The organism is Halobacillus sp. GSS1 (genome assembly GCF_017307035.1).
In the GTDB taxonomy this organism is placed as follows: Bacteria; Bacillota; Bacilli; order Bacillales; family Halobacillaceae; genus Halobacillus; species Halobacillus litoralis.
Map to the genome: position 1 here is coordinate 740,658 of NZ_JAFLHE010000001.1, position 13,597 is coordinate 754,254.

18 protein-coding genes are annotated in these 13,597 nt (G+C 41.8%); 3 read left to right on the forward strand and 15 right to left on the reverse strand.

The features are described 5' to 3' along the window. Window positions 1–144: 144 nt before the first annotated feature. From J0K78_RS03850 to J0K78_RS03905, 12 genes are all read right to left on the reverse strand, one after another. Window positions 145–660, reverse strand: a complete 516-nt coding sequence (locus tag J0K78_RS03850) for a hypothetical protein (protein WP_206945470.1) — start codon at window positions 658–660, stop codon at window positions 145–147. Between the two features lie 187 nt (window positions 661–847). Then, window positions 848–1,321 (reverse strand): hypothetical protein, encoded by a 474-nt coding sequence (locus J0K78_RS03855; RefSeq protein WP_206945471.1) that lies wholly within the window; start codon window positions 1,319–1,321, stop codon window positions 848–850. A gap of 327 nt (window positions 1,322–1,648) precedes the next feature. Then, window positions 1,649–1,936 carry a hypothetical protein gene (locus tag J0K78_RS03860; RefSeq protein WP_206945472.1) on the reverse strand — a complete coding sequence of 96 codons (288 nt, stop codon included), beginning with the start codon at window positions 1,934–1,936 and terminating at the stop codon, window positions 1,649–1,651. A 334-nt stretch (window positions 1,937–2,270) separates the two neighbouring features. Next, a complete protein-coding gene (locus J0K78_RS03865) occupies window positions 2,271–2,894 on the reverse strand; it encodes a YczE/YyaS/YitT family protein (RefSeq protein ID WP_483299993.1) in 624 nt (207 codons plus the stop codon). Window positions 2,895–3,171: 277 nt separating this feature from the next. Then, window positions 3,172–3,948, reverse strand: coding sequence for a sorbitol-6-phosphate dehydrogenase (gene srlD, locus J0K78_RS03870; protein WP_206945474.1), 777 nt, complete (start codon window positions 3,946–3,948; stop codon window positions 3,172–3,174). 19 nt (window positions 3,949–3,967) lie between these two features. Further along, the gene (locus J0K78_RS03875; protein ID WP_206945475.1) at window positions 3,968–4,330 is read right to left on the reverse strand and encodes a PTS glucitol/sorbitol transporter subunit IIA; all 363 of its coding nucleotides are present in this window, start codon (window positions 4,328–4,330) and stop codon (window positions 3,968–3,970) included. An 18-nt stretch (window positions 4,331–4,348) separates the two neighbouring features. After that, on the reverse strand, window positions 4,349–5,383 hold the full coding sequence (gene srlE / locus J0K78_RS03880) for a PTS glucitol/sorbitol transporter subunit IIB (RefSeq protein WP_206945476.1): 1,035 nt from the start codon (window positions 5,381–5,383) through the stop codon (window positions 4,349–4,351). Then, window positions 5,376–5,948 carry a PTS glucitol/sorbitol transporter subunit IIC gene (srlA, locus tag J0K78_RS03885; RefSeq protein ID WP_305037801.1) on the reverse strand — a complete coding sequence of 191 codons (573 nt, stop codon included), beginning with the start codon at window positions 5,946–5,948 and terminating at the stop codon, window positions 5,376–5,378. The genes srlE and srlA overlap by 8 nt, the downstream gene beginning before the upstream one ends. Beyond that, window positions 5,948–6,406, reverse strand: a complete 459-nt coding sequence (locus J0K78_RS03890) for a transcriptional regulator GutM (protein ID WP_206945478.1) — start codon at window positions 6,404–6,406, stop codon at window positions 5,948–5,950. Before J0K78_RS03890 ends, srlA begins: the two co-directional genes overlap by 1 nt. After that, complete coding sequence (locus tag J0K78_RS03895) at window positions 6,394–7,362, reverse strand: sugar-binding transcriptional regulator (protein WP_206945479.1); 969 nt, start codon at window positions 7,360–7,362, stop codon at window positions 6,394–6,396. The genes J0K78_RS03890 and J0K78_RS03895 overlap by 13 nt, the downstream gene beginning before the upstream one ends. 264 nt (window positions 7,363–7,626) lie before the next feature. Then, window positions 7,627–8,490, reverse strand: a complete 864-nt coding sequence (locus J0K78_RS03900) for an SDR family oxidoreductase (protein WP_206945480.1) — start codon at window positions 8,488–8,490, stop codon at window positions 7,627–7,629. 77 nt (window positions 8,491–8,567) lie between these two features. Next, window positions 8,568–8,945, reverse strand: a complete 378-nt coding sequence (locus J0K78_RS03905) for a winged helix-turn-helix transcriptional regulator (protein WP_206945481.1) — start codon at window positions 8,943–8,945, stop codon at window positions 8,568–8,570. Between the two features lie 270 nt (window positions 8,946–9,215). On the opposite strand from J0K78_RS03905, the gene J0K78_RS03910 reads away from it, so the two are divergent. The 3 genes from J0K78_RS03910 (at window position 9,216) to J0K78_RS03920 (ending at window position 11,449) form a co-directional block, all read left to right on the forward strand. Further along, window positions 9,216–10,241, forward strand: coding sequence for a zinc-binding alcohol dehydrogenase family protein (locus J0K78_RS03910; RefSeq protein ID WP_206945482.1), 1,026 nt, complete (start codon window positions 9,216–9,218; stop codon window positions 10,239–10,241). Window positions 10,242–10,432: 191 nt separating this feature from the next. Next, the gene (locus J0K78_RS03915; protein WP_206945483.1) at window positions 10,433–10,750 is read left to right on the forward strand and encodes an ArsR/SmtB family transcription factor; all 318 of its coding nucleotides are present in this window, start codon (window positions 10,433–10,435) and stop codon (window positions 10,748–10,750) included. A 147-nt stretch (window positions 10,751–10,897) separates the two neighbouring features. Further along, window positions 10,898–11,449, forward strand: a complete 552-nt coding sequence (locus J0K78_RS03920) for an NAD(P)H-dependent oxidoreductase (RefSeq protein WP_206945484.1) — start codon at window positions 10,898–10,900, stop codon at window positions 11,447–11,449. Between the two features lie 164 nt (window positions 11,450–11,613). On the opposite strand, the gene J0K78_RS03925 is transcribed toward J0K78_RS03920, so the two are convergent. From J0K78_RS03925 to nfsB, 3 genes are all read right to left on the reverse strand, one after another. Next, on the reverse strand, window positions 11,614–12,384 hold the full coding sequence (locus J0K78_RS03925; RefSeq protein ID WP_206945485.1) for an SDR family NAD(P)-dependent oxidoreductase: 771 nt from the start codon (window positions 12,382–12,384) through the stop codon (window positions 11,614–11,616). A gap of 171 nt (window positions 12,385–12,555) precedes the next feature. Next, window positions 12,556–12,909 (reverse strand): putative quinol monooxygenase, encoded by a 354-nt coding sequence (locus J0K78_RS03930; protein ID WP_206945486.1) that lies wholly within the window; start codon window positions 12,907–12,909, stop codon window positions 12,556–12,558. A 31-nt stretch (window positions 12,910–12,940) separates the two neighbouring features. After that, the gene (gene nfsB, locus J0K78_RS03935) at window positions 12,941–13,594 is read right to left on the reverse strand and encodes an oxygen-insensitive NAD(P)H nitroreductase (RefSeq protein ID WP_206945487.1); all 654 of its coding nucleotides are present in this window, start codon (window positions 13,592–13,594) and stop codon (window positions 12,941–12,943) included. Window positions 13,595–13,597 lie beyond the last annotated feature (3 nt).

Genomic DNA, 13,597 nt, shown 5'->3' on the forward strand with positions numbered 1-13,597 from the left:
AAATAAACTCCACTGATACGGTTAGATTATTGTCTTATTCCACTAACTCCCCTATACGTAAAGACTTTAATTCAAGATATTCTAATTTGTATTGAGTACAAAACTCCCCTTAGCTGGAATAGAAAAATACACACAGCAGATTTTTTAAAGGGAAAAGAATTCATTCAACAATCTTTCTAACTGAAATTCCTCTTCACACCTTAAACTTTCCACTTCAATTTCTTTCCCCTTACTGACTGTTTTATCGACCTTCTTCCACCCCTGTTCTCCACTCTTGAGTTCAATCATGACATTTTCATTAGAAAAATTTTTATATAACATAAAAACTCTATGGGTTGGACCGTTTAAAACGTAGTAAAGCCGGCGCTCTCCCTGGGCTACACCCGCAAAATATTTCCTTAAGCTTTCAATTTGAGTATTCTCTTTCCCCAACAATGCATTGATTATGGAAAGATCATCGGAAGTAAAATAATGTACGTGATCATAGTTATTGAAATACTCATATGAACTTAATACGTCCTCAAAAACTCCGTCCTTAAATTTCGCATCTCGTTCCTTCATTAAATTAATGCAGTTATCTGAAGGCTGAGGGTTCCCACTCTCCACATTACTATGTAGTGGTGTAAGAACTAAGCTTAGTACTAATAAAGACTTAATCATTTGTTGATCACCTCAATACTAAGGTACCTCTTATTAGCAAATATATCCTTTAAAAGACTAAGCTGAATTCTGACTTTTAAATTGTCTAAACAACGTAGGACCTTATTAAGCAATCGCCCCCAATTCTTCAAGAATTAATTTCAAGATATAATTTGTAGGCCAAGGTAAAATAATTTCCTTCTTGATATTATTGAAAAGACTCTGCTGCCTCAATTAAATCATTTTTTTCAACTTTAGTTTCCGACTGTTCAGCAAAATATTTTAAAACATAATGAATCTTTCCTTCTGCCCATCTCAAAGTCTTATTTCCTGAACTATCGACAAAATATTTTCCATATTTATCCTCTACTTGAACATCTTGATATTCTTCTTGAGAAGTAGAAGAAACTTCACCTCCGTTTATAGTTAATAAACTAAGGTGCTCCTTAGTTTCTCCATAGAAATCAAAAGTTAAAGTTTTATATGGTTGCTGCACCTTAGGAGGATGACTAAATTCAGCTCGTTCTAATTCAAATGGAAGTTCTGTCGGAAGTTGGGGGTTAAAAGCCAAATCTTCCGTTTTTTTGCTCAGCTCATCATTATTGAATTTATGTAATCCACTTGTCGAACTACACGCCACTAAAATCAATGGTAAAGTTATCATTAGTAATAGTTTTTTCATACTATCTCCCCTTCTAAGAACATGTTATGGATTACATATAGTAGAAACAATAAAACGATCTCTATATGTTAAAAGTGTAATTTGCAGCATATATATGCCTAAATAAAGGCTCCCTTAGAAAAAGAAAGTTACCTACTAAGTACAAAATCAAAAGTTCTCATATTTCACATACGATTCAGATTTGATAAGGTTTCAAATGTTTATTATCCCGAATCTGAATCACAAGTATCCTACCCAAACCGAAATAAGGAGGCAATCCTCTTTTATAGAATAGCCCCCGTTTCATGAAGACTTGATTTCGAGATAATTCGCCATTACTTATAAAACTTAAACTGCTTTTATTTTCGTTATCAAAAAAATAATTGAAGTAATCAGAAATGGTGAACCGAATATGCCAATCATCATTCCTGACCTTCTTTCTTCTATATCTCCTTTATCTGTTGAAGCCACATTTAATTCAGACCTTCTAATAAACGTTTTCATAAGGAAAGCAGAAATTAAAGCTGAGCCAAAACCGATAATATTAACTAAACTAATGAACATTTTCGGGCTAATGAATATTGTAATTGACAATATAATTAATAATAAGAAACCATATCCTAAAGCCTTTCTCAATGTCACACCTCTTTCTTTATTTTAATCGGGGTTATGCCAAAACAAGTAAACAAGAAATATTAACTTATGATATTCCCTATTAAAGTAAAGCCCCCATTAGTTGAAGACTCGATTTCAAGGTAACTTAACAAAAAGCATTAATCTTGTCCATCTAAACCTATGTACACTTCTAACTTATGTTTTCATTTTAATTGATGGTGCCATCTTATTGCATGTGTCTGTCGTCGAACGGAGTCGCTACGGTGAAAGAGACCGTCAAAGTGTTCATCAGTTCCAATAAAGAAAAATGATAGAGTCAGGGGCAACAATCAAAGCGATTGTTGCCCACCTCCCCTTATTTCTGATGCAGTTTCCCCTCACCTAACAGCCATGTATCAAAACGGTTTAAATGATTCATGAAAGAGTGAATCACAAAACCACTCACCGTCGCGATAATCAACGTCCCCATTCCAATCGCTCCCCCAAAAAAGGCGGCGATGATAACAAGAACGAGGCTGATTGCGGCTCTGGAATAGGACACACTCATGCCAGTCAGATTTCTCAAAACTAGCATCATCCGGTCAAACGGGTTCGGAGCAAAGTCAGCTTGCAGATTTACGGCAATGCCCAAACTGAGAATGACTAACCCGAGAAGTAAACATGCGTATTGGGCAATCCATGTCTCCGGCTCTATCCAGCCCTTGATGGTATGGACCCAAAAATCGATGCCTGCCCCTGTTAAGGCTGAGGTGAACAAGGCAATCAAATCAGGACGTCGTTTTTCCGCAATGGAGTTGAATACGATCATCGAAAAACCCACTACGATCTCCCAGCTCCCGATCGTCAGACCATACGTACGGTATAATCCGACGAGGAGTGCATCAAAAGGAGAAGCCCCTAACTTTGACTGGATTGTCAACGCAATACCCAATGTCAGAATCATAATGCCTATCGTGTAATACAAGCTCCGGAGATACAAACCCTGTCCACGATTTCTCTTAACTACTCAACGAAAGATACGTTTCATTTCATACTCCCTTTCCAATAATTTCAACATCCTTTCATCATAAATAGGTTGGAGAGAAGATTCAAGGAGTTACATTCAGAATCGAATACTAGTTTAATTACATCAATAAACATGCTCCTGCTGAGAAAAGGTGGATTCCTTTATCCTTATCATGAAAAAGAGATGATCCTAGGTAAACTCTAAGATCATCTCATTTATTCATTTTGCATCCAATAAGAGAACGGTAGTCTTAATGCATCACTTGTCCACCTGTAACATTGATAGATTGACCTGTCATGTATGAAGCTTGTTCTGAAGAATAGAAAACTACTGCATTGGCAACATCATCGTAGGTACAGCCGCGCTTCATCGGAACTTTATCGATATAAACCTGTTCCACTTCATTTTCGGCTATTCCTAATTTCTTCGCATAGGATGGAATCAGACTCTGAAACATAGGGGATTTCAATAGATTCCCTGGCATTATGCTGTTAACCCTGACCCCGTGCTCCGCTAAATCCAGGGCAAGACTTTGAGTTAAACCGACTCCTCCGAATTTCGAAGAGGAATATCCTGCATTATGCTTACTGCCCACTTTCCCTGATTTCGAATTGATCTGAATGATATTCCCTTCTCCTTGGTCAATCATGACCTTTGCGACTTCTCGAGCACAAAGGAAATAGCCCGTAAGATTCACTTTCATCATTGCATCCCAATCTTCAAGCTCAAAGTTCGTTATTTTTGTACTTCTGGCAACGCCTGCATTGAAGACTAACAAATCTATTCTTCCGTATGTTTCCTTTACAGAGGTCACCACGCTTTCCACACTTACTTCGTCCGCTACATTAATCTGTATCGCTTTCGCCTCTCCATTTAGATCATTATTAATTTTGTCCGCTACTTTCGAGGCCGTTTCTTCATTAATATCTGCGACGATCACTTGATAATTCTCTTCTGATAAACGGTAACAAAGATGTTCGCCTAAATTCTGTCCTCCACCGGCTACAATCGCTACTTTATTCTCCATTTCTTTCTCCTCCTTCTACTTATCTCATGATTTCTAATACATCGCCCTGACTTATTTCAGGGACGTCTACATCTTCCAGTGACAAAGTTCCAGGTAGTTCCGGTTCTTGGCTGCCATCGAATTTCAGAGTTATGTGCCCTAAGGACGCTAGATTTTTATTAACAGCACTCCCTACACCGGTTATTTGAAAGGCTTGGTCATTAACTTTTAACGTATCATTCGGTTGAATGTCTTCTTTCAACTGATTTATTTCATGAGATACGCAAAACTCTTCTAACTCAGCTGGTGCTCCTTGCTTAAAGAGGATGATCATTTTTTCCTCCAAGAACTCCATCACCATTTCTCCTAGTTCCGTAACTTCTGTATAATAAATCTGCTTCATAAGCTCTCTCCTTGTTATTTATTCATACATGCCAAAGCTTGCTAACCATGCTACAAACACCGTGGGTGCACCTGTTAAAAAGCGTCCATATAACACCGCTGGCACTCCGACTTCTACTGTTTCCGGTTCTGCTTCCGCCAATCCTAAGCCGACAGGAACAAAATCTGCAGCAGCTTGTGAATTAATGGCGAATACAGCTGGAAGAGCAAATTGGGGAGGAATATTCCCTCGTCCAATCTCCACACCGATCAACGTTCCGATAACTTGTGCTATGACAGCACCAGGCCCCAAGAACGGTGAAAGTAATGGGAAAGAAACAATAGCCGACAGGGCTATCAATCCCCATATGCTTCCGGATAACGGAGACAACAGATTTGCAAATACATCCCCTATACCCGTTTCTAAAATAAGACCGATAAGCATGGAGACAAAAGCCATAAATGGAAGGATAGTCTTCAGGACAGTGTCGATCGCGTCTCGCCCTGCCTGATATAAGACGCCAATTACATTCCCCATCATGACACCGACTTTCGTCATGATACTATTGGGTGACTGTTCACTTACCTTTTTGCTGGAATCATACTTCCCAGAAGTAGTCGTTTCTTCCGCTTCTTCTCCCTGTGCATTTGATGTTGCCTCACTATTTGCCCTCGCATTATTGTCGTCACTGGAATGTTCGGTAAGGTCAATATGATTTGGTGTCACGCCAGATACGTAGATATCTTCTTGAATATATTTAGCCATCGGGCCACTTTGTCCAGTTGGCATGACATTAATGGTCGGAATCCGCTTCTTAGGATATAACCCCGCTCTCAAGGTTCCGCCACAGTCTATAACGACACAAGCTATTTCCTCTTCCGGTACAGAAGTTTTAAAACCATTCACTAATTCAGCCCCTGTCAATTCAGCTATACGTTCAGCTGTGGAGCTTATGGGCCCACCTGTAATATTGACGATCTTATCCTTATCTTCCGTTGGTGTAACATCCAAGGGACCTCCGAATCCCCCGGATCCCTTACTGACCCTTACACTTTTATAAAGAGTTTTAGGCATGGACACTTTCCCCTTTCATAGATTCAGAGAGTGTAGTTTTTAATTTGGTCTTCTGCTGTTTCTCCACATAGTTGACGCAAATATCGGTCACCCATCCCCGAATCATATTCATTAGAATCCCTACTAAAAAATAACGTAAAGCAAGATCTGCTGTGGAGAAACCCAGTTGCTCGATACCAGCCGCTACGCCTAAAAAGACAAATAGTTCAGCTGGATTAACATGAGGAAACAGACCATTCATCGAGTGACAAGAGTAGCTGGCTGATGCGTAATATCCAGGCTTGAATTTCTCAGGTAGAAACCTCCCAAGTGATAATGTCATAGGATTCAACAAGAAGAATGTCCCTAACACAGGAAGTACTAAATACCTTGTAAAAATGTTTCCAGCAGACTTCATAGCCAACCTTTCAATTCTTTCTTGACCTACCATAGCCACTACCGCGTTCATCGCTACTAATAGCATGATGAGTAGGGGGATGATGTCAGTGACAAACCCCATGAATGTTTCTCCGCCTCTTTCGAATAAGCCGATAAAACCTTCTGCTGCTTTAATCAGGAAATCCATCATGAACGACTCACCTCACCTTTCTTCTTAAATAAATTTAATAATTTTTCAATAGGACTAGTCGGTTTTGGTGGCTCTCCACCAGCTTGAATAATCCTATACGTATGCTGAGCATCCTTTATCGCTTTTCTTGTAAATCGATCCACCTTACTCAAGGTTTCTTCGTCTATCTTCAATAATTGTTTCCCATCAATCATATTGAAGTTCTTGAAACGAGCAAAGACTGTAGTTCCTTGCATCTTCCTTGTTTCTATAATGGTTTGGTTCTTATCGATTCTCATTAACAAGACGACTCCCGTTCTTACCAATCCTTTACTACGACCGATGGAAACCTTGCTTTGAGATCGCATTTCATTATAATTCTCATTAAAATTCTTCAGTTGTCCAAAGCCGAGTAAACTCTGAAGGATGAACATGATTGCTACTAATCCCAATACAAAAAGTATCAATTGCCCCACTCACCTCCTTCATCAAATTCCAAGATGGATCGTGCTGTAATATCATTGGTCACCAGGTGAGAAATATATTCTCCTTTTAATGCCCCAATTATCGATTCCGTTTTTTCAACGGACTCTGCTACACCAATCGAATAAGGAAGTGTCTTTAACTTATCTAACGTAATAGCAATCGTACGCTCGTCTACTTCTCCGGTAATCTGCTTCCCATGAATGTCATAAAACCTCGAACAGATATCCCCTATGCCGCCTTGGTCATTCAAAAAGTTGAGATCGCTTTCACCAAGGAATCCAGAAAACACTAGGTTGGAAGAACTGACGGGTGTACCGATTCCTACAACGGCAATCGTCAACTTCTCCCAGAGGTTGATGATATCTTGAAAATATTTCGACTCTATAATCTCTTTTTTACTTTGAGGCGAAGGAACAATAGCTGCCGAATCGATAAAATTGGCACGGCCCTTGTAAGCTTTGGCGAAAGAATAGACGATTGTATTCACGTGATGCTCTACAGGCATCTTTCCCGGCCCGCCTACTAACGGCACGAAATCCATATCTCTATCCTTCGATCCACCAAGTGCATCCACCATTTTTCCAAGGGTACTGCCCCAAGCAAACCCAACAACATCACCGTCCTTCATAATGCTGTCAATTAAGTGGACGGCGGCACCTCCTAATTTTTGCTGGCGTTCTTCTTTCGGTTCATTAGCCTCAGCAGGGACAACTACTACCTCTTTCAGGCCGAATTTATCTTGTAGTCGATGTTCTAGATTCACTTGCTCCCTGTAATCACCCTTAATCGTGATTTGGACAATCCCTTCGTCTCTTGCCTTTTGAAGTAAACGGGTAATGGTTGTCCGATAGATCCCCGTTTTTTTAGCGATTTCACTTTGAGTCAAATTGTCTTCATAATATAACTTTGCTACCTTTATCAATCGTCGCTGTTCATCCCAATCCATGTAATCTTCCACCTTTCATTGCACAATTGTGCAAATAATTAATCATATGTGCTACTTAAGTTAATGCCATCATAAAAGAGCCATGTAAGCGCAGTCAATGAAATACAAAGAATAGTATGAAATTTGTGTAGAAACTGCACAAATGTGCATTACACACAAAAAAACGATACTTTCGCATGAAAGTATCGTTTTTCCTTCTATCTATTCCGACTATTGGATTCAAATATAAATATGTTTATGGATTAGATTCCTCTATACAAATTGTTAATTCTCTTGATGAAAATTCTGTTTAATAAACGCTGTTAAGTCCTCCGACGGATCCCCTGTAACAGTCTCAATATCATCGGTCGTCTCATCCATCAAATGGCGACTAGCGGCAGTATATAAGGAAGTAAGAACAGGTCCGAATCCTTCAGGTTCATCATACGTGACAGCGAACTCTTGAAAACTCATCGGAGAGTAACGAATGGTCTCACCACTTATTTCGCTGAAGATGGATGCGAGCTCCTCCATAGAATAGGCTCTTTGTCCTGTCAGAGTGTATTTCTTCTCATACAGTTCTGGACGAGTTGCAATTTGGACAACTGCTCTCGCAATATCCCGTCTTGAAACAAAGTTGATTTTCCCATCACCGGCCGGATATGGTAACTGTCCATGTTCCATCAACTCCGGCAGATAAGATGGTAAAGGATCGGCATACATCCCATTTCGGACCATAGTGTAACTCAACTGACTGGAAGCCAACCTCCGTGGTACATAACCGAAGAACGGACTCATCTGGAAGGGGCTATTTTCATGATCGGCGACAAACCCCACAAACAGGAATTGTTTTACATTCGCTTTTTCAGCAGCATTTACGGCTTTTTCGAATTCATTGATTCTCACATGGCTCGGAAAAGAAAAACTCGGGATGTAAATCAGAACATCCGTACCCATAAAAGCCTCCGTCATTTCCTCTTCCGAATGATAATCAGCTTTTTTTATATTTACAGAGTCTCCGAACAATTGCTTGGCTTTCTCATGGTTACGCACAGTGATTGCAGCCTCTTCTTTCGAAACTAATTTCAGTAGTTCCTCGGTGATTTTCTCGCCAAGATGCCCAGTTGCTGCAGTAATATTATATTTCATTCAATCCCCTCCTTTTTGATTTCTACCACTCGCTTACATTTAATCTGACTTTCTTTTTATAAGGGAAATGATTTGCTTTACTCCTCTTTTTTCCTCAGGTTTAACACCGTTTCTACATGGTGTTCTCCCCAATCGAACATCAGCTGGATGATCGGCTCCAGCGACTTTCCAAAGTCGGTCAGAGAATATTCCACTTTGGGTGGAACGACCGGATACACTTCCCTATGCACGATGCCATCCCTCTCCAATTCTCTCAGCTGCAGCGTCAACATTCTTTGGGTGATCCCGCCGTTCAGCTTTTTCAATTCATTGAATCTCTTTTTCCCATCCAGCAGATGATAGATGATGACGCTCTTCCACTTTCCCCCAATCACATCGACGGTCCCTTCTACAGGACACGAATAACAATTCAAGAATGGTTTGGATGTCGCTGTTTCTTTACCATTGGCACTCATCTCTTTCACCTCTCAGTATATTTTTTATACTTAGTTTCATAATCGTTCGTTGTATCTATTGATATCCTAACATAATATACCGCAGAAACATCATTTCCGTTATCACTGTGGTGAGGTAAGTCTTAAGTATAAAAATTGATACTACGAAACAAAAATGTGCGTACTTACATTTGTTAGAATTATATACTATGCTCAATTTGCATATGAAAAATCGAATCCCTGCATGATTCCAGAAGAGAATTTAAATCTATCAAAGGATGTGTTTACATTATGACTAAAATGAAAGCAGTTGGACTTTACGAGCATTTACCGATCGACCATCAAGATAGTTTGTTGGATCTAGAAATAGACAAACCGAAACCGGCTGGTCAAGACCTGCTTGTACGTGTGGAAGCGGTAGGTGTCAATCCGGTCGATTATAAAGTTCGTGCAAATGGTGAGAAGGAAAAAGAACCGAAAATACTCGGATGGGATGTTTCCGGAGTTGTTGAAGAAGTAGGTCCTGATTGTACGCTGTTCCAGCCAGGCGATGAAGTATATTATGCGGGAGATATCACTCGTCAAGGAGGGAACAGCCAGTTCCACCTCATTGATGAGCGGATCGTCGGGAAGAAGCCGAAGACGTTATCTTTCGCTGAATCAGCCGCTCTTCCTCTCACATCTATAACAGCCTATGAGGGCCTGTTTGACCGCTTGAATATCAGCTCAGAACCTACCGATAACCAGAATAAGTCCATTCTAATCATCGGGGCTGCAGGCGGAGTAGGTTCTATCGCGACTCAGCTCGCTAAAAAAGCTGGACTGACTGTCATAGGTACAGCTTCCAGACCAGAGACGGTGGAATGGGTGAAAGGCCTCGGAGCAGACCATACCATCAACCACTATAAAGAATTCACCCCTCAGTTAAAAGAGTTAGGAATGACGAACGTGGATTATATTTTCTGTCTTAATGCAACAGAGAAGCATTGGGATAACATGGCGGATGCCGTTGCTCCTCAAGGTAAGATCTGTTCCATCGTGGAGACGAATGAACCGATTGATTTAACCTTATTACAACAGAAAAGTGTGACGTTTGTGTGGGAACTCATGTTTACTAGGGCAATATTCCAAACAGACGATATGATCGAACAGCATCATCTATTGAATGAAATAGCAGATTTAATAGACCGAGATGCTATAACGACAACCTTGAACAAACTTCTATCACCAATCAGCGCACACAATATAAAACAAGCTCACCAATTACTGGAGTCCGGTTCCTCCATTGGTAAGATTGTTGTAGAAGATTATCAATAAGCGTAGACCACCAAGAGGGTACCAGATGAGGCCATCTCATTCTCCGTACCAATTCCTATGGGGGCGAACGCATGCTTTATGACTCCAATCCGGGATGTGTCAGTAATGGTGCATCCCGGATTTTTTCTATAATGTCTTTTCAACCATCCTGTAATGTTGCTCATCAAGCTTCAAATCAGTAGAATATAAATATGAAAACACCCAATCACCCACCAATCGAAAGTATTTCATTCACTAAAGTACTGCACGCGTTAAGTGAACCTAATCGCGTGAAAATCATTCGTTGTTTATTTGATACACATGAGAATAATTGTACGCATTATACACTGCAACTACGATTACCCAAATCGACGGTCTCTCATCATATCAGAGTAATGCGCGAAGCTGGCTTGATCCAGGCAAGAATCGTTGGAAAGGAGCATCTGTATTCCATTCGAACAGAGGAGATTGAAAGAAAGTTCCCTGGATTGCTGGATACCATCGCACAAGTGAGAGATGAAGATCTATAAACGCAGGAAATGCGAATCATCATAAACGGTCAGAGCTCAAAGATTACTTTGAGCTCTTTCTTTTGCAAAAAAAGGAGGAGGTGGTAGAGTAAAAAACAGTTTCATTGTTTTCGAACTATAAAACTGTTTTATTACTGGAGGTTTATCATGCAAAATATTTTGGTAATCAACGGACATGAACCATATCCGATTGCAGAAGGTCGTTTAAATAAAACGTTATTCGACGAAATCGTCTCTACACTTTCTACAGACTACAACGTAGATACATCGATAGTGAAAGACGGCTATGATGTGAAGGAAGAACAGGAAAAGTTCAAATGGGCGGATGCGATCATCTTCCAAACACCTATGTACTGGTTCAGCCTACCCGGCGCTACAAAGACTTACATCGACTCAATCTACGAGCCCGGTGTGTTCTTCGGCGGAGGAGACAGGTACGGTTCTGGCGGGCTTATGACAGGAAAGAAATACATGTTCTCTACGACATGGAATGCCCCGGAAGAAGCTTTCAACGATCCAGACCACTTTTTCAAAAGGAAAGATTTAGAACAAGCTATCGATCACTTACACAACACGCAGAAATATGTGGGGATGGAGCCATTGAAGAGCTTCGGTGCCCATGATGTAGTCGCAAACCCGGATATTGATAAATACTTGACCGAGCTACGAGCTCATTTACACGAGGTCTTCGGAGTTTAAGAACATTTTTCCCCTTGAGGAATCGGTGAGCTGAACCAGTTCATCGATTCCCTCCAGGTTATCACCACGAACCGGAGTGTATGTCAGGCTTATAGATGCAAGATCCATGGACATGAAAGAGGTCAGACGCTTGTGAAGTTCCCACAAGCGCCTGACCTTTTTTACTATTGAATGATGGCGTCCAATTTCTGGATGAGAGCCTCACACTTCTCGCGGTCCTGAGCATCCGGATGCGGATCGCCGAACTCCCCGATATCATTATCGAAATACTTCCCTGATGCATCCTGGAACGTATCCGACAGCGCAGCACGACACAGGATCTCCGCTCCGATATTGATATCTTTCCCGTCCAGACCGAACGCGTTTTTCACCATTTTACTACCCAACAACGACATCGGATTCACGGCAACGACAACCGGCGCGACATGATGGGAAAGCTCGTATGTCCACATCGTGAGCGCCAGCTTGCTTTGCGCATATGCCTCGCCATCTCCGAGCTGCTTCCCACCCGAGAGGGCTTCCGCATCCACGGGTTGCTGGGCTGCTGAAGATAGATTGACGACGCGGCTCGATTCGTCCATCAATGGGAGCAAGGCTTTCGTCAACATGTAAGGCGCAACCGTATTCACCGCAAACCGGATGTCCAAACCGTCCTCGGTTACCGTTGACGGCGCACTGTAAACACCGGCGTTATTGATCAGGACATCCAACCGGTCGTGCTCAGCCGCTACCGCTTGAGCGAACTTATCCACTTCCTCCATCTGCGACAAATCCGCCACGTACTGCTCCGTATTTTCTTCCCCAAGCTCCGCTACCACATCCGACAGTTTCTTGTCGTTGCGGCCGTGCAGCAGTACCTCATGACCTTGGTCCACTAACATCCTCGCCGTCGCTAATCCGATACCATCTGTCGCACCTGTAATTAAAATTTTCATTGCTATCCCTCCAGAATGCCCGGAGTATCTTTCGCCCGGGTACAGGTTATCTTGTTCACGTCCTATTTTTCCATTCCCATTCGGCACCACATGTATTCTTTCATACGATTACAGGGCAATCATCCATTAGACGATTGCCCTGTTCTTGCCACTGGTAATCTACCTTCTAGTTTATCTAGCAAATCCACCGATCGGTTTCATGTAGACCGGGTTCATCGCTGCAACCGCTTCTTCCAATTCTGGTGTCAGCTCGCTGAAGATCGTGAACTTCGTGATGTCCGTGACATCCATATATCTTTCTTGGAACTTCGCCCACGAACCGAGGTGGACAACTGCCGCCTCTGCATCCTTATAGCGCTCATAGACGTGTACCGTTTCGCCATCCGGGGCGATCGTCCACTCATAGTTGGTCGTTCCTTCTTCTTTCTGTACTTCCGCTACCATTTCTTCCATCAGTGCTTCGTATTCGTCTCTGCGTCCGTCTTTGATTTTACCTTCGATTGTCCAGATGATATTATGACTCATTTTCATTTCCTCCTATTATTCAGTGATTTTATTACACTTGCTCGATGATCTCGGATTGGTCAAGGCGTGATTTCGGCAAGGTTGCATTGAAGTCGGATGAAGCACGATACCCCAACCCTACAACCACACATGAAGTGAACCCTTTCTCGCGGAGTCCGAACTCCTTATCCAGAGCCTTCATGTCCAGTCCTTCCATCGGGACTGCATCGATGCCCATATCCGATACCCCGAGCAAGAAGCTTCCGAGGTTCAGATATACCTGCTTTTCAGACCAATGCTGTAGGTCCTTGAAGTCATATTTGTGCAGGTCCACGAACATTTTCCTCGCCGCATGCGTCCCCTCTTTGAACTTCTCTTCCGCAAAACGTCCGTCCTGGTCTTCCTTGTCCGCTATATGAAGCAGGAATTCATCTGTAATCTCCGTCTTGGTAGCGAAGACCACGACCGCTGAGGCATCCAGAATCTTCGGTTCATTGAAGCTGAAATCGCCTTGTGCAGCACTCGCTACGCGCTTCTTCCCTTCTTCTGTTGAAGCGACGATGAAATGCCACGGTTGGACATTCGTCGATGATGGTGCCAATTGCAGCAAGGATTTGATTTTCTCTATATCTTCATCGGGAATGCTCTTCGTCTTATCGAATTTCTTCGTTGAGTATCTATTTGTCAAAGCTTTCATCAGTTCCATTGT